The 19398-nt window shown below is 62.8% G+C and carries 22 protein-coding genes; 12 read left to right on the top strand and 10 right to left on the bottom strand.

Translation table 11 applies throughout. The features are described 5' to 3' along the window. The first annotated feature begins 194 nt into the window (after nt 1-194). From J2046_RS20995 to J2046_RS21015, 5 genes are all read left to right on the top strand, one after another. Entirely contained in the window at nt 195-1619 is a 1425-nt protein-coding gene (locus tag J2046_RS20995; protein WP_210055242.1) for an extensin-like domain-containing protein, read from the top strand. Nucleotides 1620-1643: 24 nt separating this feature from the next. After that, nucleotides 1644-1949: an MmcQ/YjbR family DNA-binding protein gene (locus J2046_RS21000; protein WP_233470184.1), complete on the top strand. Its 306-nt coding sequence runs from the start codon at nt 1644-1646 to the stop codon at nt 1947-1949. A gap of 517 nt (nt 1950-2466) precedes the next feature. Next, a complete protein-coding gene (locus J2046_RS21005) occupies nt 2467-3348 on the top strand; it encodes a sulfite exporter TauE/SafE family protein (RefSeq protein ID WP_411828531.1) in 882 nt (293 codons plus the stop codon). A 117-nt stretch (nt 3349-3465) separates the two neighbouring features. Beyond that, complete coding sequence (locus J2046_RS21010; protein WP_210055246.1) at nt 3466-4392, top strand: ABC transporter ATP-binding protein; 927 nt, start codon at nt 3466-3468, stop codon at nt 4390-4392. Then, on the top strand, nt 4389-5150 hold the full coding sequence (locus J2046_RS21015) for an ABC transporter permease (RefSeq protein WP_210055248.1): 762 nt from the start codon (nt 4389-4391) through the stop codon (nt 5148-5150). The genes J2046_RS21010 and J2046_RS21015 overlap by 4 nt, the downstream gene beginning before the upstream one ends. Before the next feature lie 68 nt (nt 5151-5218). Here J2046_RS21015 and J2046_RS21020 read toward each other — a convergent pair whose 3' ends face one another. After that, nucleotides 5219-6421 (bottom strand): MFS transporter, encoded by a 1203-nt coding sequence (locus J2046_RS21020; RefSeq protein ID WP_210055251.1) that lies wholly within the window; start codon nt 6419-6421, stop codon nt 5219-5221. 86 nt (nt 6422-6507) lie between these two features. On the opposite strand from J2046_RS21020, the gene J2046_RS21025 reads away from it, so the two are divergent. Further along, entirely contained in the window at nt 6508-7485 is a 978-nt protein-coding gene (locus tag J2046_RS21025) for an AraC family transcriptional regulator (protein ID WP_210055253.1), read from the top strand. Nucleotides 7486-7487: 2 nt separating this feature from the next. Here the strand turns inward: J2046_RS21025 and J2046_RS21030 are convergent, their stop codons facing one another. From J2046_RS21030 to J2046_RS21040, 3 genes are read right to left on the bottom strand one after another with little or no spacing between them, the layout of a single operon-like run. Continuing rightward, nucleotides 7488-8192, bottom strand: a complete 705-nt coding sequence (locus J2046_RS21030) for a TIGR02281 family clan AA aspartic protease (protein WP_210055255.1) — start codon at nt 8190-8192, stop codon at nt 7488-7490. Further along, the gene (locus J2046_RS21035) at nt 8189-8410 is read right to left on the bottom strand and encodes a DUF1289 domain-containing protein (RefSeq protein WP_210055257.1); all 222 of its coding nucleotides are present in this window, start codon (nt 8408-8410) and stop codon (nt 8189-8191) included. The genes J2046_RS21030 and J2046_RS21035 overlap by 4 nt, the downstream gene beginning before the upstream one ends. A gap of 19 nt (nt 8411-8429) precedes the next feature. Continuing rightward, the gene (locus tag J2046_RS21040) at nt 8430-9218 is read right to left on the bottom strand and encodes an adenosylcobinamide-GDP ribazoletransferase (RefSeq protein ID WP_210055259.1); all 789 of its coding nucleotides are present in this window, start codon (nt 9216-9218) and stop codon (nt 8430-8432) included. Nucleotides 9219-9302: 84 nt separating this feature from the next. On the opposite strand from J2046_RS21040, the gene cobT reads away from it, so the two are divergent. After that, the gene (cobT, locus tag J2046_RS21045; protein ID WP_210055261.1) at nt 9303-10322 is read left to right on the top strand and encodes a nicotinate-nucleotide--dimethylbenzimidazole phosphoribosyltransferase; all 1020 of its coding nucleotides are present in this window, start codon (nt 9303-9305) and stop codon (nt 10320-10322) included. Nucleotides 10323-10327: 5 nt separating this feature from the next. Beyond that, on the top strand, nt 10328-10720 hold the full coding sequence (locus J2046_RS21050; RefSeq protein WP_210055263.1) for a diacylglycerol kinase: 393 nt from the start codon (nt 10328-10330) through the stop codon (nt 10718-10720). A 304-nt stretch (nt 10721-11024) separates the two neighbouring features. Here J2046_RS21050 and J2046_RS21055 read toward each other — a convergent pair whose 3' ends face one another. Further along, a complete protein-coding gene (locus J2046_RS21055; RefSeq protein WP_210055265.1) occupies nt 11025-12560 on the bottom strand; it encodes a sensor histidine kinase in 1536 nt (511 codons plus the stop codon). A gap of 121 nt (nt 12561-12681) precedes the next feature. Between J2046_RS21055 and J2046_RS21060 the strand changes: the two genes are divergently transcribed. The 3 genes from J2046_RS21060 (at nt 12682) to J2046_RS21070 (ending at nt 14449) form a co-directional block, all read left to right on the top strand. Beyond that, nucleotides 12682-13248, top strand: coding sequence for a thermonuclease family protein (locus J2046_RS21060; RefSeq protein WP_210055267.1), 567 nt, complete (start codon nt 12682-12684; stop codon nt 13246-13248). Nucleotides 13249-13250: 2 nt separating this feature from the next. Further along, nucleotides 13251-13895 carry a uracil-DNA glycosylase family protein gene (locus J2046_RS21065; RefSeq protein WP_210055269.1) on the top strand — a complete coding sequence of 215 codons (645 nt, stop codon included), beginning with the start codon at nt 13251-13253 and terminating at the stop codon, nt 13893-13895. Nucleotides 13896-13960: 65 nt separating this feature from the next. Continuing rightward, complete coding sequence (locus J2046_RS21070; RefSeq protein ID WP_037155205.1) at nt 13961-14449, top strand: Lrp/AsnC family transcriptional regulator; 489 nt, start codon at nt 13961-13963, stop codon at nt 14447-14449. Between the two features lie 3 nt (nt 14450-14452). On the opposite strand, the gene J2046_RS21075 is transcribed toward J2046_RS21070, so the two are convergent. The 3 genes from J2046_RS21075 to J2046_RS21085 form a co-directional block, all read right to left on the bottom strand. Further along, nucleotides 14453-15142, bottom strand: coding sequence for a DNA alkylation repair protein (locus tag J2046_RS21075; protein ID WP_210055271.1), 690 nt, complete (start codon nt 15140-15142; stop codon nt 14453-14455). Continuing rightward, entirely contained in the window at nt 15139-16011 is an 873-nt protein-coding gene (locus J2046_RS21080) for an NAD(P)-dependent oxidoreductase (RefSeq protein ID WP_210055273.1), read from the bottom strand. Before J2046_RS21080 ends, J2046_RS21075 begins: the two co-directional genes overlap by 4 nt. Before the next feature lie 105 nt (nt 16012-16116). Beyond that, nucleotides 16117-16431 carry a helix-turn-helix transcriptional regulator gene (locus J2046_RS21085; protein ID WP_210055541.1) on the bottom strand — a complete coding sequence of 105 codons (315 nt, stop codon included), beginning with the start codon at nt 16429-16431 and terminating at the stop codon, nt 16117-16119. 32 nt (nt 16432-16463) lie between these two features. Here J2046_RS21085 and J2046_RS21090 point away from each other — a divergent pair, with 32 nt between their 5' ends. Further along, the gene (locus J2046_RS21090) at nt 16464-18422 is read left to right on the top strand and encodes a cation:proton antiporter domain-containing protein (protein ID WP_210055275.1); all 1959 of its coding nucleotides are present in this window, start codon (nt 16464-16466) and stop codon (nt 18420-18422) included. A 3-nt stretch (nt 18423-18425) separates the two neighbouring features. Here the strand turns inward: J2046_RS21090 and J2046_RS21095 are convergent, their stop codons facing one another. Next, complete coding sequence (locus J2046_RS21095; protein WP_210055277.1) at nt 18426-18971, bottom strand: GNAT family N-acetyltransferase; 546 nt, start codon at nt 18969-18971, stop codon at nt 18426-18428. Between the two features lie 8 nt (nt 18972-18979). Further along, the gene (locus J2046_RS21100) at nt 18980-19390 is read right to left on the bottom strand and encodes a CopD family protein (RefSeq protein WP_210055280.1); all 411 of its coding nucleotides are present in this window, start codon (nt 19388-19390) and stop codon (nt 18980-18982) included. Nucleotides 19391-19398 lie beyond the last annotated feature (8 nt).

Below are 19398 nucleotides of genomic sequence, written 5' to 3' on the forward strand. Positions count from 1 at the left end.
CTCGCCGGTTTGCCGGGCGTGCCGCATTGATCGACATTGCCGTATCGGCGGTGTCAGCGGTTCCCAAGCCGGAAAACCTGGGGTCAGAGGCTCGTAACGCCCCGAAATGGCCTTGTTTCCTCAAGCTTTCGTTTACCGGCTTTGCCTAAACTTTCCGTGTGTGCCATTTCGGCACCGGAAGAGTGGCAACTGGTATGGCGTATGCTTCCCTTTCTCGGCGGGCGGTAACCTCGCTGATGATTTCGACAATGCTGGTTGCCTGTTCCGCGGTGGACCTCGTTCCGCCTGCGCCGATCGATAATGGCACGCGCGTCGGCGCGATCGAACCGATGCGCTCCCTGCCGCGCGAGCCCGTTTCTCAACAGGCCTATCCGGTCGGCCCCGCGCCCGTTTCGCAGGCGAGCGCCGTAGATTACATGAATACCGTGAATCCTGCAGGGACCGACACAGCCGGTCATGCCGGACAGTATCTGAGGGCGCCGGGATCGGTGCAGTCCGCGCCGCTCAGCGGGACTGCCCCTGTCGCCGCGCGTCAGGGCCGCCTGCCGATGATCGACAGCGACGAGGCGATGCAGCAGATGTCGTCGGGGCAGACTACAGCAGGCGCCGGGCCGACGGTCATCCCCGAAGAGGGCGTCAACATGGATGCCGAATTCGGTTTCGGTCCCGACGAGAGCGACGTTACCGGTCTTGCCGAGGAAGAAGACAGCGATATCGCCGAAGGTGTCGGCGACCAGCCTGTGGTCGACGGCATCGGCACCGACAATCCCGTCGCATTGCAGCCGCGCCGCCAGCCGATGTCCGGTGATGGCGATCGTGTGATCGTTCCGCCGAAGCGCCAGGGCGCCGGCCTGCAGGGGGACCTGACGAACGGAAGCATGGCCGGCCAGGGCATGACCTGGAGTGACGGATCGCGCGTCATCCCGCCAGGCCGCGCGCCCGCTGCCGGCGCGCAGCAGGTGGCGATGATCCGTCCGGACAATCCGGCGCACAACAGAGGGCCGATGAGTGACGACGGCCCGATGAGCGAGCGTGAACAGCCCTCGCTCAGGGGCGCCATGCCCCGGTCGGAAGCAAGCTGCCGCGCCGAACTGCGCCGCCTCGGCGTGGAGTTCGAGGACCGGCCGCGCATTTCCCAAGGTCCGAGCTGTGGCATCGATTATCCGGTCAAGCTTTCCGGCCTGTCGGGCAATATCGACGTCAAACCGGCCGTTACGCTCAACTGCCAGACGACGCTCGCTTTCGCCAAATGGGTCAAGAACGAACTCGCCGTTTCGGCGCGCACCCGCTATCTCACCGGGGTCCGCAGGATCGTGCCGATGGGCGGCTATTCCTGCCGCCGCATGAATAACAGCCGCCAGCGCTACAATCCGATGTCGGAACATGCGCGCGGCAATGCGATCGATATCGGCCGGATCGTGTTGAAGAACGGCCACGAAATCGATGTGCGCAAGAAGGGGCTTTTCTCCTTCCGTGAGGGCGGGCTCCTGAAATCGGTGCGCAACGACAGCTGCAAGTATTTCAGCACGGTTCTCGGTCCCGGCAGCAATGCGGAACACTGGAACCATTTCCACTTCGACCTTCGCTCGCGCAAGAGTGGCAGGCGTTACTGCGATTGAGGTCCAGCGATGGTGACAGGTGACATGCTGCGCAGCCTGGCCCTTTCCCTAGAGGGAACCGTCGAAGCGCCGCATTTCGACCGTGCGGCCTTCAAGGTCAGGCGCACCTACGTGACACTTGCCGCCGACGGTCTGACGGCGAATTTCAAGTTCACGCCCGACGAGCAGCAGTTCAAGTGCATGATGCTTCCGGAAGCGTTCTCGCCTGTTCAGAATGCCTGGGGACGGCAGGGTTGGACGACGGGCATCCTGTCGAAGCTCGACCGGGCCGATCTTCGTGATGCGCTGGAAATGGCCTGGAAACATGCGCAGCCTGGAACGCGACGGTAATAGCGGCTGGTCGCCGAATGCCCGCCGCTCCCCGCATCAACGCGAGGCGGCCGGGCAGGGGACCCGGCCGCTGAAGCTGCATCGTCGTTGGGATAGGCGGGGCGAGGGACGACACATGCCTCACCAGAAAGGAAAACAAAAAGCGCGTCATGCGGCAATGGCAAAAAAGGCGCATACCTTTACTCTAAAGGGCATGGCTCTCCGCTACAGTTAGGCTTTGACGAAGGTTCATCATCCCAGCGACGGAACGGGTTGGCCGTTTTCATGCATATGATGCCCGATTTGAAAAAAAGAAAGCCGGCGCTGTGGCCGGCGAGGGCGGGGGCGGGGCTCGCGGGGAGAAGCCAGGGCCTCCGAAACGAGAAACTCATACTCAAAAGCAGTCCATGCGAGGCAAGCGGAAATAAGAGAAGCTGAAACGCTTTGGTGATGACGGTCGCGCGAAGGTTACGTGCGGCGTAGAGGCGGGACCGTTGCTTGCCTGGCGGGAACAATGCTGTATGAACGTCACGGAAAAATGACAGCGGTAGTGGATGAATTCTCCTTCTTCAGACCCGGTGTCGAAGTGGAGAGCAGATTGCATTTCGCCGCTGAGATTCTTCCCTTCATCCTGGCGCTTGTCGCCGGCGGCATGGTTGCCGGATTGCTGGCCGGCATGTTCGGCATCGGCGGCGGCGCCATCCTGGTGCCGATCTTCTTCCATGTCTTCGGACTGCTCGGCATTGCCGAGGACGTGCGCATGCAGCTCGCGCTCGGCACGTCGCTGGCGATCATCGTGCCGACGTCGATCCGTTCCTTCATGGCGCACAGGCAGAGAGGATCGGTTGATACCGCGCTGCTTAGGGGCTGGATCGTTGCCGTGCCGCTCGGCACGCTGATCGCCACCGTGATCGCCGCCAAGGCCTCCAGCGTCGAGCTGCGTCTGATCTTCGCGGTAATCGCGCTGGCGCTCGCCTTCCGGATGATCTTCAACCGCGCGAGCTGGAAACTCGGCGACGACCTGCCCGGCAATCCGCTGAAATTCATGGTGGGAACGGGCATCGGCGTGCTCTCGGGCCTGATGGGTATCGGCGGCGGTGTGCTGAACAATACCTTCATGACGCTCTATGGCCGTTCGATCCACCAGGCGGTCGCGACATCCTCCGGCGTCGGCGTGCTGATCTCGCTGCCGGGTCTTGCGGGCTATGTCTGGGGCGGCTGGGGCGTTCCCGGCCTGCCGCCGTTTTCCACCGGTTACATCAACTGGCTGGCGGTTCTGCTGCTGATCCCGATCACGCTCTACATGGCACCGATCGGCGCCCGGCTCGCACATGCCATGTCGAAGCGCCAGCTCGAAGCCGGTTTCGGCATCTTTCTCATCGTCATCTCGCTGCAGTTCTTCCTGACGATCCTGATCTGACGCGATTGGTCACAAAAAGCGAACGCAATATTCTTCCAGCGGGGATAGTTTCACAGGCCTCGATACCTATATTCGCGGCAGATTCCGAAAATCGATTCCGCAAAGACCCGTTTCCAAATGGCACCTATCGTTTCCATAGACAGACTCACCAAGACCTACGGCAACGGGTTCGAGGCCCTGAAAGGCATCGATCTCGACATCGAGGAGGGCGAGATTCTGGCTCTGCTCGGACCGAACGGCGCCGGCAAGACGACTCTGATCTCGATTATCTGCGGCTTGGTCAATCCCGGTTCCGGCAAGGTGATGGTGGCCGGTCATGACGTGGTGAAGGATTTCCGCGCGACGCGGGCGCTGATCGGGCTCGTGCCGCAGGAACTGACGACCGACATGTTCGAGACGGTCTGGAACACCGTGAGCTTTTCCCGCGGCGTGCACGGCAAGAAGCCGGATCCGGCCCTGATCGAAAGTATTTTGAAGGACCTGTCGCTCTGGGAAAAGAAGGACAACACTCTGCGCGAGCTTTCGGGCGGCATGAAGCGTCGTGTGCTGATCGCCAAGGCACTGGCGCATGAGCCGAAAATCCTCTTTCTCGACGAGCCGACGGCCGGCGTCGACGTCAATCTGCGCCGCGAGATGTGGCAGGTGGTGGAGAGGCTGCGCGAAAACGGCGTCACCATCATCCTCACGACGCACTATATCGAGGAAGCGGAGGAGATCGCTGACCGGGTGGGCGTCATAAACGGCGGCAGGCTGTTGCTGGTCGAGGAGAAGAGGGCGCTGATGCAGAAGCTCGGCCGCAAGCAGCTCAGGCTCGAGCTCTCCGAGCCGCTGACGGCGCTGCCGGACAGCCTGGCACTCTACAACCTGACGCTTGCGGATGACGGCACCGCGCTCGTCCACGAATACCAGGGCGAGGAAGGGCAGGGCAGTATCGCCTCGCTTCTGGCGACGCTCGCCGCCGAGGACATCCATTTCCGCGATCTTTCCACACGGCAGAGCTCGCTTGAGGACATTTTCGTCGCATTGGTGGGAGAGAAGGCATGAATTTCGAAGCGATCAAGTCGATCTACACGTTCGAAATGGCCCGCATGCAGCGCACGCTTCTGCAGAGCGTCATCTCGCCGGTCATTACCACCTCGCTCTATTTCATCGTCTTCGGCACGGCTATCGGCTCACGCATCCAGACGATCGAGGGCGTTTCCTACGGCTCCTTCATCACGCCGGGGCTGATCATGCTGACGCTTCTGACGCAATGCATCGGCAACGGCTCGATCGGCATCTATTTCCCGAAGTTCACCGGCACGATCTACGAGATCCTGTCGGCGCCGGTGGCGATGACGGAAATCCTGGTCGGCTATGTGGGTGCGGCGGCGACCAAGGGGCTGATCATCGGCCTGATCATATTGGCCACCGCCTCCTTCTTCGTCGAAATCTCGATCGCCCATCCGGTCATGATGGTCGTCTTCCTGGTGCTGACGGCGGTGACTTTCAGCCTGTTCGGTTTCATCATCGGTATCTGGGCGAAGAATTTCGAACAGCTCAACATCGTGCCGATGCTGGTCGTCCCGCCGCTGACCTTTCTGGGTGGAAGCTTCTATTCGATCGACATGCTGCCGCCATTCTGGCAGGCGGTCAGCCATTTCAATCCGGTCCTCTACCTCGTCTCGGGCTTCCGCTGGAGTTTCTATGAGATCGCCGACGTCAACCCGCTGATCAGCCTCGGCATGATCGGATTGTTCCTGGCGATCTGTCTTTCGGTGCTCGGCTGGATCTTCAAGACGGGATACCGGCTGCGGAGCTGACCGCAGCCGGTGGCATGCTCAACAAGATTGGGGCGGAGCAGGCGGATTGTCCGGCGCCATACTTGGCCTCAGCCGTTGGCCTTCGCTTCGGCGGGTTGCCGTGCGCCGCCGGCAAGCATGACCCAGGCGCCGAGGGCGGCTGCGATGCCGGCAAAGCCGATGACGCCCAGCGGTCCCTGTCCGTCGATCAGCAGGCCGCCCGCGATCGCACCCGTGGAAATGGCGATCTGGAAAGTGGTCAGCATCAGCGCGCCGGCGCTTTCCACCTCGTCGGAGGCGATGCGGGTGATCCGGCTCTGGGCGCTGACCGGCAGGCCTCCGAAGCCGAGGCCCCAGAAGACGACCGCGCCGATCGCCAGCGCCGGTATCGTGGCAGCGCCCACCATGACCGCCGCGGCAAGCGCGATGACGCCCGCCGCCAGGGCGAGGGCACCGCTGCTGGTGCGGCCTGCAATCGCCCCGCCGATGAGGTTGCCGAAGAAACCGGCGATGCCGAAACCGAGCAGGACCAGCGAGACCGTCGTAACGTCGAGATGGATCACGTCTTCCAGATAGCTGCGGATGAAGGTGAAGCCGGCGAAATGGCCGGCGACGGCGAGTATGATGACCAGGAACACGCGGCGCAGCGCCGGACGGCCGAGCAGCCGGACCATCGTGGAGAAACCCGCATGGCCGGCAGGTGGCAGGGCCGGCACGGTGAGCGCCTGGATGACGAAGGCGATGAGGCCGAGGCCTGCCGTCAGGAAGAAGGCGAAGCGCCAGCCGAGGGTAGCGCCGATCCATGCGCCGACAGGCGCCGCACAGACCGTTGCGACCGAAACGCCGGCCATGACGATCGACATGGCGCGGGGCAGGTGATCTTCCGGCACCAGCCGCATGGCGAAGGCCGCCGACAATGCCCAGAAGCCGCCGAGCGCGACGCCGAGAAGCAGGCGGGCAAGAAGCAGCGGCGCGAAGCCGCCGGCGGTTGCTGCGATCACGCTGGAAACGACGAGCAGGGCTGAAAGCCCGAGCAGCACGAGTCGCCGGTCCATTCTGCGTGTGCCGACGACGATGCCGGGACCCGCGAAGGCGGCGATCACGGCGGTCGCGGTCACTGTCTGCCCGGCAAGGCCGGGGCTGATCGAGAGGTCGGCCGCAATCGGCGGCAAAAGGCTGGCGGGCAGGAATTCCGCCGTGACGAGGCTGAAACTGCCGAGCGCGAGCGAAGCGATCGCGGACCACGCCCCGCGCCCGGGAGCGGCGCGGTTGTGAACTTTCTGATCGGTCATGAAAATTTCCTTTTCGAAGCGGTTTTGGGAGAACCACTTTCAAAATGGGCGTGACGGCCTGTTGTTTCCATGCTAGAAAATCCGATATGCTTGACCGTTCGTCCAAAGAAGAGCCGGAATATCCCACCGACCCGCTGAGCGAGATGCTGCGCGGGCTTAGGCTCGACGGCGTCGAATACGGGCGCTGCCGGCTCGCCGAGCCGTGGGCGACTTCCTTTCCCGCGCAGGAGGCGGCGCGGTTCCACTTCATCGGCTGCGGCAGCTGCTGGCTTCTGACGCCGTGCGGCGAATGGCTGCCGCTGCAGGCGGGCGATGCGGTGCTTGTGCCGCGCGGCAATGCGCACGTACTGGCAAGCGCGCAAAGTGTGACGCCGACGCCTTTCGAGCGTTTCGGCCGCAAGGAAGTGTGCCAGGGCGTCTTCGACGTGCAATGCGCGGATGCGCCGGGCGGTACGCTGGCGTTTACCGCCTCCATGCGCTTCAACCTCGACAAACTGCATCCGCTTCTGCAGATGATGCCGGAGGCGATGCTGACCAGCGCGCTTGCAAAGAACGAGCCGGCCATTCCGCATCTTCTCGATGCCATGGCGCGCGAGGTGGAGATGGATCGGGTCGGCGCCGGCGGCATTCTGGCCCGGCTCGCCGATGTGCTGACCGCCACGCTGATCCGCACCTGGGTGGAGCACGGCTGCGGCGACACGACCGGCTGGATCGCCGCAGTGCGCAATCCCGAGGTCGGCCGGGTGCTTGCCGCCATTCACTTGCAGCCGGAACGGGACTGGAGCGTCGCCGCGCTCGCCCGGATCATGGGCGTTTCGCGATCCGGTTTTGCCGAACGTTTCCTGAAGGTTGTGGGCGAGACGCCGGCACGCTACGTGGCGCGGGTGCGCATGCACCAGGCGCGGCAATGGCTGAAGGACGGGATGCGGGTATCCGTCGTCGCCGACCGGCTGGGCTATGATGCGGAGGCATCCTTCAGCCGCGCCTTCAAACGCATCATCGGCGCACCGCCCAGTCAGTTCCGCAGGAAGGGTGACGGCGAGGCGGCGCAGGATTTCGGCTGATCTCAGTCCCTCAGCCTGAGCTCGTCCGTCTGCATCTGCAGCGAACCAAGGGTGGAGAGGAAGCTCATGCCGAGCAGGCTTTCGTGGAGGCGCCCGTCTTCGGCCACCATCGCCCGGATATTGTTTCGCACGATCGGGCCGATGGCGATCTCGTCGAGCCGCACAGGAGCCGCCAACGCCCGGCCGTTGGCCGTCATCACGCTGACCGTGTAGGCAAGATTCTCGGGATCGAGGCCAATGGCGCGTGCGTCGTCATAGGAGAGCACGACCGTGCTCGCGCCGGTATCGACCAGCATCGGCAGGACCTGGCCTTCGACGCGGACATTGGTCTGGAAATGGCCGGCATTCGTTTTGTGAATGATGACCTCGTCGCGGCCCTCGCTGGTCGTCACGACCACGGCAGTGCCGGGCAAAAGGCCCGCGACCATGCGTGCGCCGACGCTGCGCGCGTCATCGCGGTAGAGATAGGCTACGACCAGGCCGAGCACGATCAGCAGCCAGATCGCGATGTTGCGCAGCACCTGTCCCATGTCGCCGCGCCGGCCGGCAAGGATGCCGACCGAGAGCAGGCCGGCGATCGGCAGGAGATAGATGATCCGGCCGAAGTCCTCGTTGGCTATGCCGAACGTCTGGCCGGTATCGTGGTTGAAAATGAGGAGCGCCAGGCCGGCGCCGATAACCAACAGGGCGATCGTGAGCGGATTCATGCGCTATCCCGCTCCCGGACGAGACGCCGGCGCCGAGTTTCCCGCCGCGGCCTGCGTTCGATGGTCTCAAGGCGGGCGGGCAGGACCTCCATCAGCGTACGGCGCTCCATATCGGTATAGTCCATCCAGGCGGCGATCTCGTCGCGCGTGCGCCCGCATCCGAAACAATAGCCGGTCTTCATGTCGATGGAGCAGACGAGGATGCAGGGCGATATCATGACGTTCTATATCGTGGGTTCAGATGACGAGAGCAAGGGTGGCCAGCATGGCGATTTCGGAGAACTGTTGCGTGGCGCCGATCGTGTCACCCGTGTGACCGCCAAGCTTCCTGCGGACAAGACGGGTGAAACCGAATGCTGCAAGCGCTGCCACGATCAGCGCCAGGAGCGTTTTGGGCAGGCCCAGCGCTGGCACCAGCAAGAGAAGCGCCACGACACCGCCGATGAAGAGCGCGAGGTTGCGGGCGCTCTCCTCCGGCAGGCCCGCGCCGGCCGCGACGCCATTCTCGCGAGCGGGCGGAAGCGTCTGCCAATGGGCGACCATGACGGCGCGGCTGACGGCGGCTGCGGCAAGCAAGGCCAGGGTGGCGGTTGCGGGTTCATGGCGGGCAAGGGCGGCAAGCGCCGCGGCCCGCAGCCCGAAGGAGAAGATCAGCGCCACGACACCATAAGCACCGGTGCGGCTGTCCTTCATGATCGCAAGCGCATGCTCCCTATCGCGCCCGCCGCCGAGCCCGTCGGCAGTATCGGCCAGTCCATCCTCGTGCAGCGCGCCGGTCATCAAGGTCAGGAGCGCAAGCGCGATCAGCGCAGCGAGCAGAGCATCACCTGACGCCAGGGACAAAAGGGTGAGCGCGGGAAGCGCCGCGATGACGAGGCCAGCGACCGGAAAGGCACGCACGGCGCGAGAAATCGAGCCGTCGTGGCCGCGGAAAAAACGGTCCGGCACCGGCAGGCGGCTTAAAAAACCCACGGACCGGGCGAGGTCTGCGACGAATTCACTTGCGTTTGGCAGTTGTCCCTCCATGAGTCCCCGACTATGAGAAGCGCACAGAAGCGCGATTTGCCGGGAAAGACAAGCAGCCCGGCTTAAAGACGAGAGAGACTGCAGATGAGCGTGACCGGCCTTCCTTTCGATGACTTCCGTACCTTGCTGGCCAACCTTCCGGGACCGGATGCGCGGGTGTTGGCGGCCGCCCGCGAGCGCGACGGACAGCTCACGAAGCCGCCGGGTTCGCTCGGACGGCTGGAGGAGATTGCCTTCTGGCTCGCAGCCTGGACGGGAAGAGCACCGGCAGTCAACCGGCCGCTGGTGGCGATCTTCGCCGGCAATCACGGCGTGACGAAACACGGAATTACGCCCTATCCCTCGTCGGTGACACAGCAGATGGTCGAGAATTTCGCGGCCGGTGGCGCGGCGATCAACCAGATCTGTGTGACCTACGATCTCGGCCTGAAGATCTTCGATCTTGCGCTCGACTACCCGACCGGTGACATCGCCACCGAAGCCGCACTTTCCGAGCGCGATTGCGCGGCGACCATGGCTTTCGGCATGGAGGCGATCGCCGGCGGCACCGATCTTCTCTGCATCGGCGAGATGGGCATCGGCAACACGACGATCGCCGCCGCGATCAACCTTGCGCTCTATGGCGGCGAGGCGGAGGACTGGGTCGGTCCCGGCACCGGTTCGCATGGGGAGCTTCTGGAACGCAAGATCGCCGTAGTGAAACAGGCCGTCGAGCTTCACAAGGATCATCTCTCGGATCCTCTGGAAGTGCTGCGGCGGCTGGGCGGCCGCGAAATCGCAGCGATCGCCGGCGCAATCCTAGCCGCCCGCGTCGAGAAGATTCCTGTGCTGCTCGACGGTTATGTGGTGACAGCGGCGGCGTCGATCCTCAAGGCCGCCAATCCCTCCGCGCTCGATCATTGCCTGATCGGCCATGTCTCCGGCGAACCGGGGCATCTGAGAGCAATCGAGAAACTCGGCAAGACGCCGCTTCTGGCGCTCGGCATGCGGCTCGGTGAGGGGACGGGCGCGGCGCTGGCCGCGGGCATCGTCAAAGCCGCCGCAGCCTGCCATTCCGGCATGGCGACCTTCGAGCAGGCCGGCGTCAGCAACAAGGGCAACTGAGCCTCATGGAAAAGACGCCGCTCGACAGCGATATCGAAAGGGCGAGCGGCATCCGCCGGCTGATCGCGGCGACGCGCTATTCGATGCAGGGCCTGAGACGGCTCTGGCGCGAGGAGGCCTTCCGCCATGAGGTGATCGCCTTCATCGCCGGTCTCGTGCTTTTCGCGATCGTCGGCGCCACGCTGACCGACTATCTCGTTTATCTCATCCTGATGCTGGTGCTGTTCGGCGTCGAATCGCTCAATACGGCGGTCGAGGAACTGGTCGACCGCATCTCGCCGGAAATCTCCACTGTCGGCCGGCACGCGAAGGATTTGGGTTCCTTCGCGGTGTTCTGCCTGCTCTGCGCCAACGGGCTTTTTGCGCTTTATGTGGTGTTACGGAGCGTGTGGGGTTGATCGAGACTATTGATTTTAGCTCTGGCCGTGTAGTGAAGCTTCACAGCCGGTACTTCGTCCACATGGCGCGGACTTCTTCTTCCGTCGCGATTTCGCCGCGCTCGACTTCGGCCAGGGCCTCTTCCTCTGGCGTGAGCTGGTAGACGGCTCGTCTTCGCCCATGAACCTGAGAAGAATGCCAGCAATCTCGTCCTGCATTTCGGCGGGGAGTTCCTTGGCTGCTTCGATGGCACGGTTGAGAAGTTTTGTCATACATTATGCACCAATCGGTGCACATGCAAAAGGGCCGAGCTCGTTAGCAACCCTACGCAAAGCTCCGGCGGCGGCGCTCGACCGTGGTGGCATCGGCGACGGCGGGGACGCTCTGCAACACGCGGGTCGCGGGCAGGATGGCGATCGCTTCGGTCCCTTCGCGAAGCTTCGAGCGCAGGATGAACTGGCCATCGTGCTTGGCGAGGATCGCCTGAACGATCGGCAGGCCGAGACCGGTGCCCTGTTCTGCGCTCTTGATCGTGATCGAACCTTGGCCGAAGGCCGAGAGAACGACCGGGATCTCGTCCTCCGGAATGCCGGGCCCATTGTCCTTGATCGCCACATACTGGCCGCCGCCGGCTGTCCAGCCGACCTTGACGGTGACCTCGCCCCCCTGCGGCGTGAACTTGACCGCGTTCGAGAGCAGGTTCAAGAGCACCTGGCGCAGGGCCTTCTCATCGGCCCAGACCTGCGGCAACTGCTGCTCGAACTGCTCGCGGATGGTGATGTTCTTGGCGCGGGCGCGAAGCTGCACCATGCCGATGCAGTCCTCGGCAATCTCCAGAAGCGAAAGCGCCTCCTCGCTCAACTCGTAACGGCCGGCTTCGATGCGCGAAAGATCGAGGATCTCGTTGATCAGGTTCAGGAGATGCTGGCCGGAGCGGTGGATGTCGCCGGCATATTCCTTGTAGGTTGGATTGGCGAGCGGGCCGAGGACTTCCGAATTCATCACCTCCGAAAAACCGAGGATGGCGTTGAGCGGCGTGCGCAACTCATGCGACATGGAGGCGAGGAAGCGGGATTTGGCGAGGTTCGCCTCTTCGGCGCGCCTGCGCGCCTCGTCCGACATCGACTTTGCCACTTCGAGCTCGGCGATCAAGTCGTCTTTCTCCGACTGGTAGGACATCAGCGTAAGATTGGAGCGATAGAGCCGGTCGGCGATGTAATGGAAGAAGACGACAGCGACGGCGCATATGGCGGTCAGGCCGATATCGAGCACGTGCCGCGAAAGAACGGCAGTGGCAAGCAGGGCCGCGATCATCGGCAGGAAGCCGAACAGCACGCCGAGCCGCAACATGAAGCCGCTCATCGCCGTGATCGAGATCGCGAAGAGAAGAACAGCCCCCTTGTAGAAATAATAGCTGTCGCCGGAGCAGGTGTTGCAGCTCTGAAACGAAAAAAGCGCCCAGCCGAAACCGATCAACACCTGCGCGGCAAGCAGCCTGTGGCGCCATTTCCTAGTCTCGATCGCAGAGATTTCCTTGCGGCTCGCGCGCCGCGCCAGAAGCACGTTGATGGCATGAACGCTCAGCATCAGGAGCGCCCACGCGAAAAGACCGGCATCCGGATTGAAGTATACGCCGATTGCAGTCACCAGAACGATGAAGAGCGGCATGATGGATGCGCTCTGCAGCACCGCGTTGACATGCATGGCGAGCATGTCGCGGTCGAAGATCTGGTTGCCCTTGGCGCTGGACTGGAGGCGTTCCCGAGTGGCGCGTACGGCTTTCGACACAGCCTTGTTGCGATGGCTGCGCGATCGATCCACGATGATCTTGTCGGTCGAGGTGCTGACGCCGTTACTCATGGCTGCTGAACTGCTTACCCGGGTGCTTGAGAGACTAGGGGCAAATCCTTAAGAGAATCCTGCCGGGAAAGGTTTTGTTTGCCATTTCTCTGAAGTTTCCGTTTTCCAATAAGGCCGGATTGTGGCGCGCATATTCAGGTTTCTTCGCGATGGAGTGGTGCTCGCCTGCTTCTTCATCCTTCTGGTGCTGATCGTTGCGAAGCTGGACGAGGCGGCCGACAGCGTGGTTCGAGGCCCATTTTATGCGATCGACGGCGATACGCTTTCGGTGGGCCGCGAACGCCTGCGGCTGCAGGGCCTCGACGCGCCGGAACTTCACCAGACCTGCGAGGACGACCGCGGCACGACCTGGGCGTGCGGAGAGGAGGCGAGGCGGCTTCTGGCCCGGCTCGTTGCCGAACCGGGAACGGAATGCCTCGGGCGCGAGCGCGACCGCTATCGCCGGCTTCTGGTGCGCTGCCATGCGGGCGCGTCGAATATCAACGCCGCGCTGGTGCGGCAGGGGCTGGCGCTTGCCTCCGGCCGCTATGCCGAGGAACAGGTTGCCGCCCGGCGGGAACGGCGGGGGCTCTGGGCAGGGCACTTCGAAAACCCGCGGGACTGGCGTGCGTCACGCGGCATGATGGACGACCCGAACCTTTTGGAGACGTTCATGGACTGGGTGAAGCAGGTGATCTATTGGGAATAGGCATGGACGGGATTGTCGATCGTGATGAGGAGATCGCGAGGCTGCGGCAGGCGATCGCCGCATGCCGCGTCTGTCGGGACACGCCGGCGAAAGGCGAGGGGGATCGCCTGGCTCACGAGCCACGACCGGTGGCCGTGCTTTCACGAACGGCCCGGGTGCTGATCGCCGGACAGGCGCCGGGCCTGCGCGTGCACGAAAGCGGGCTTCCCTTCAACGATGCTTCCGGCAATCGGCTGCGCGACTGGATGGCCGTCAGCCGCAAAGAGTTTTACGATCCCGACCGGTTCGCGATCGTGCCTATGGGCTTCTGCTTCCCCGGTTACGATGACAAGGGCAGCGATCTACCGCCAAGGCGGGAATGCGCGCCATTGTGGAGGCAAAAGGTGATCGCCGCCATGCCGCAGATCGAACTGATCCTGGCTGTCGGCGGTTATGCGCATGCCTGGCATCTCGGCAGCCGCAGAGGGAAGGGCATGACGGAAACGGTCCGGAACTGGCGTGAGCATTTCTTCGTGAACGAGGCGCCGCGCGTTATGCCGCTGCCGCATCCGAGCTGGCGCAACACCGGCTGGCTGAAGAAGAATTCCTGGTTCGAGGCCGATGTGCTGCCGGTTCTGCGACAGAATGTGGATAGCCTGATCCGTTGAAACAAAATTCGGTTAACTGCTATGATTTATGTGTATAACGAAAAATCATTTCGAAAGGACTGTCAATGGACCGCCTGGACCGCAAGATCCTGCGCATTCTGCAGGAAGATTCCACTCTCGCCGTCGCGGACCTCGCCAAGAAGGTGGGCTTGTCGACCACGCCCTGCTGGCGGCGCATTCAGAAGATGGAAGAGGACGGCGTCATCCGCCGCCGCGTGGCGCTGCTCGATCCGGTCAAGGTCAACACCAAAGTCACCGTCTTCGTGTCGATCCGCACCGCCAGCCACTCGATCGAATGGCTGAAGCGCTTTTCCGAAGTCGTCGTGGATTTTCCGGAAGTCGTTGAGTTCTATCGCATGAGCGGCGACGTCGATTATCTTCTGCGGGTCGTCGTGCCGGATATCGGCTCCTATGATGCCTTCTACAAGCGGCTGATCGCCAAAATCGAGATCCGCGACGTTTCCTCGGCGTTTGCCATGGAGCAGATCAAATACACGACCGAACTGCCGCTCGACTATATGGTGCTCGACAACCAGAAGTCGGGAGAGGATTAAGGGCTACTTCAGCCGCGCCAGAGTCTTTTCGTTCGACAGCTCTCTCACGGCATCCTTGCCGATCCAGCGGGCAGTCTTGTCGGCAGACGCGGCGAGCTTCTGCGACAAGGCGAGCGCAGGAGTATGACAGGTCCGGTTGCGCTTGCCGATATTGCGCAGCGCCCAGTTGACCGCCTTCTTCACGAAATTGCGCGGATCGGCGGAATGGGCCTCGATCAGCGGCAGGTAGGCGATGAACGTCTCGTCCGGCTCATTCTTGTTGTGCACAACCGCGCCGGCGATCATCGCAAAGGCGGTGCGGCGCACGAATTCCCGCTCGTCCTTCGCGAATTCGCCGACGAGCTCCTTCCAGAACGGCGTACCGGTGAAGAGGTCGGCGGCGGTATCGACGATCTCCCACGAATTGAAATCGCCCGCCCAGAGCTCGGCTTCCGCCCTGGTCAGCGTTTTCGGATCGGCTGTGAGGATGGCGGCTATGCGGGCGTCGCGAAGCCCCGTATTCCAGAGCTTCAGCGCGCGGGCGTGATCTTTCTTGACCTGGCGAACGATCGCCTTCATCTGCGGCGTGGTGATGCCGAGCGCAGTGGCGGTATCGATGCCGAAGCGGCTCATGCCGGCGATATTGGCCTCGTTGCGCAGCGTCTGAAGATGCTCAACGATATCCTCTGCAGGAGAATCCGGCGACAGCTTCATTTTTTTTCAAGCCGTGCAAGCAGCGAGGACGTGTCCCATCGCCTGCCGCCCATCGCCTGCACGTCGCCGTAGAACTGATCTACAAGCGCCGTCAGCGGCAGCTTCGCGCCGTTGCGGCGGGCCTCGGTGAGCACGATGTCGAGATCCTTGCGCATCCAATCGACGGCAAAGCCGAAATCATATTTGCCGGCGATCATCGTCTTGTAGCGGTTTTCCATCTGCCACGAGCCGGCGGCTCCCTTGGAAATCACCTCGATGACCTTCTCGATGTCGAGGCCGGACTGCTTGCCGAAATGGACGGCTTCCGCCAGCCCCTGGACGATGCCTGCAATGCAGATCTGGTTCATCATCTTGGTGAGCTGGCCGCTGCCTGCCGGCCCCATCAGACCAACCATGCGGGCATAGGCGTCGATGATCGGCTTTGCCTTGTCGAAAGTCGCCGGATCGCCGCCGCACATGACGGTGAGCACGCCGTTCTCCGCACCCGCCTGGCCGCCGGAGACGGGGGCATCGATGAAGCCGATGCCTTTTTCCCTGGCGGCGGCTTCGAGTTCGCGGGCGACTTCGGCGCTGGCGGTCGTATTGTCGATCAGGATCGAGCCTGGCTTCATGCCGGCAAGCACGCCGGTCTCGGTCAATGTCACCGAGCGGAGATCGTCGTCATTGCCGACGCAGGTGAAGACGAAATCGGCATCCTTCGCCGCTTCGGCGGGCGTGGCGCCAGCCTTGCCGCCATATCTCTTGACCCATTCGGCAGCCTTGGACGCGGTGCGGTTATAGACGATGACGTCATGACCGCCTTTTTCCTTAAGATGCCCCGCCATCGGGAAGCCCATAACCCCAAGACCGATGAATGCCACCTTCGCCATGCTGAATCTCCTTGTGTGCGGTAGGGAGGATTAGAGCAATGCGACCGTCTCGAAAAGCAGAGTCTGCCGTCGGTCCTGTCTTTTTGCCCGCTGCCGGGGGAGATATCAGGCTTTCGGCAGGCTGCCATTCCTCTGGCAGACGCCCATGCCGCAGCCATCCACGTCCATGAACATAACGCCGCCTTCTTCGAAGGCGCGACGAAGCTGCGCAGCGGTCGCGCGGTGAATGTCGTGGCGGTTGCCTTCGAAGTCGCGGATGGTGCTGCGTGAGACTTCCGAACGCTCCGCGAGATCGATTTGCGTCCAATCGAGAAGGCCTCTGGCCGCGCGGCACAAAGCCGGCGTCAAAATCATTTGCCTTGCGTCTTGACCCATCTGTAAAAGCTGCCCATATTGGTCAACATAAGCCATATATGGCAGGTTTGTCAGGAGATTTCCAGAGGGAGACGTCGATGCCGCATGAGACGCCATTGATTTCCACGATCGTCGGCGGTCTTGTGCTTGCGTTCATCTTCGGCGCCATCGCCAATCGTTTCCGCCTGCCGCCGCTGGTCGGTTATCTCTTCGCGGGCATTCTTGTCGGTCCGCATACGCCCGGTTTCGTGGCGGACCAGAGCCTTGCGCCGGAATTGGCTGAAATCGGTGTCATCCTGCTGATGTTCGGCGTCGGCCTGCACTTTTCGCTCAAGGACCTCCTGTCCGTGCGCGGTATCGCCGTGCCCGGGGCGATCGTGCAGATCGGCTTTGCCACGCTGCTCGGCTGGGGCATGGGAACGCTGTTGGGGTGGCCGCTCGGCGGCAGCCTCGTCTTCGGCCTTGCACTGTCCGTCGCCTCCACCGTAGTGCTTCTGAAGGCGCTCCAGGAGCACCGCCTGGTCGAGACCGATCGCGGCAAGATCGCCGTCGGCTGGCTGATCGTCGAGGATCTCGCCATGGTTCTCGCACTGGTGCTGATCCCAGCGCTGGCGAGCATCGGCGGCGAGGCGACGCATCCGGACCCGGTGGCGATCGCCGTCGCACAACTCCTCAACATCGACCTCGGGATCACGGGCATCATCGGTGTGACGCTGTTGAAGGTCGCGGCCTTCCTCGGCCTGATGCTGGTGGTCGGAAGGCGGGTCATCCCGGCGATCCTGCATCGCATCGCCCATAGCGGCTCGCGCGAACTCTTCCGGCTGGGCGTGCTGGCGATTGCGCTCGGCGTCGCCTTCGGCGCGGCAAAACTTTTCGGCGTGTCGCTGGCGCTCGGCGCGTTCTTCGCCGGCATGATCCTGTCTGAAAGCGAGCTGTCACACCGGGCCGCACAGGAAAGCCTGCCACTCAGGGATGCTTTCGCCGTGCTTTTCTTCGTGTCGGTGGGCATGCTGTTCGATCCGTCGATCGTGCTCAACAGCCCGCTGACCCTGCTCGGCACGGTGTTCATCATCGTTATCGGCAAGTCGATCGCCGCTTTCCTGATCGTGATGGCATTCGGGCACAAGGCGGGCACTGCGCTGACGATTTCAGCAAGCCTCGCGCAGATCGGCGAATTCTCCTTCATTCTTGCAGAACTCGGCGTCGGCCTGAACATGCTGCCGGAAGAAGGCCGCGACCTGATCCTGGCGGGCGCGATCATCTCGATCATCCTGAACCCGGTCATGTTCTATCTTTGCGACAAGATCAGGCCGGGGCTTGAGGCACGCATCTATCGCGCGCCGGCTGAGGCTCCGAGCGATGCCGAGGTAGCTATGGAAGGGAGCGGTCCGATGACCGAGGCGGAGGCTTCCGCCAGGCTGGAAGAGAGTGAGCCCGTATTGACGACGGCCGGCGAGGATGGCGAGGTGGCCGCAACGCGACTGAGCGGCCATGCCGTCGTGGTCGGCTACGGACGGGTCGGCAGCATCGTCGTCGCCAACCTGAAATCCTCCGGCATTCCGTTCCTGGTGATCGAGGATTCCGAAAACCGCGTCCAGGAACTGTTGAAAAAGGGCATCGAGGTGATCGTCGGCAATGCCGCTTCACCCAAGGTGCTGGAGCTTGCCAATCTCGGCGCGGCCAAGAGCCTCGTCGTGGCGATCCCGGACGCCTTCGAAGCGGGTAACGTGGTCATGCAGGCGCGGCAGGTAAACCCGGCGTTGCTCATCCTCTGCCGAGCGAATTCCGATGCCGAGATCGAGCATCTGGAAAAACTCGGCGCCGACAAGACGATCATGGGCGAGCGGGAGATCGCCAACGGCATGCTCGGCAGCCTCGACCAGGTGCATTACCGGACAGAGGAAGCGGAGATACTGGAGAAGGTAGCCGCCGAGGAGAGCGCAGGCGAGAAGTCTGCAGTGTCTTCAGAGTTGAGCGGAGTTGAACTGAACAAGGCTCATGATGAGCCGGCAGTGCCCTCCGATGTCGAACCGCCGGCCGAGCTGCCGAAAACCTGACCTCTAGCGGCACGCGAGCACATACCGGCATTGTTGGATGGGTTCACCGCGCGGCCGGGAAAAGCGTTCCACGATGTCGACCGGGACGAAGCCGAGTTTGGTCAGGACGCGCCCGGAGGCGGGATTGTCCGCTGCATGCCCGGATTTCAGCGTCGAAAGACCGGTCTCGCCGAAGGCGAAACGGACCACAGCATTCGCGGCCTCGAATGCGTAGCCACAGCCCCAGGAATCTCGATCGAGCCAGTAGCCGAGGTCGCCCTCGCCATCTTTGATCTCATCGACATCGACATCGACATCGACATCGACAAGGCCCACCATGCGGCCGGCGATCTCCACCGCAAAGCGATAGGCCTCACCGGCGGACCATTCCCGTTCATGGTCGGCGAACCACTCGAAGGTCGCCTGCCGGTCCGCAGGAAAGGTGGCCATGCGCAGCATGCGCGTGACCTCCCAGTCCGACTGGATCTCGAATGCGCGTTCCGCGTCGGTGGCAGAGGTCGGACGAAGGACCAGGCGATCTGTCCTTATCGCGGTGCGGGGCGGAGACATCGCCGGGATCAGAACGGCTTGATCACTGCCAGTGCCACGATCAGCACGATCGAGATGAGAATGATCGGCATGCCGGCGCGTACAAAGGCCGGCGGATCGAGTTTCGGATCAGCCTCCATGCGACGCATCCAGCCACCCTGCATGCCGTGCAGGGCCGACAGCATGACGACGATGAGGAATTTGAAGCCGAACCAGCCGCTTGTGTAGAAACCGTAACCGAAGGCGAGCCAGAGGCCGAAGATCCATGCGCCGCCCAGCGCGGCGGTGGTCACGATGCGGTCATACTTGCGCAGCGCCGAGATGACGCCCACGCGGATCGCCGGCGGGACCATGCCGATGACGAAGGCATTGATCAGCATGCCGCCGATCAACAGGAAGTCGGAAAGGAGATGCAGGGCCTTGATGACGAAATAAAGCATGGTTCAGA

Source organism: Neorhizobium petrolearium, assembly GCF_017873175.1.
GTDB classification, from domain to species: Bacteria; Pseudomonadota; Alphaproteobacteria; order Rhizobiales; family Rhizobiaceae; genus Neorhizobium; species Neorhizobium petrolearium.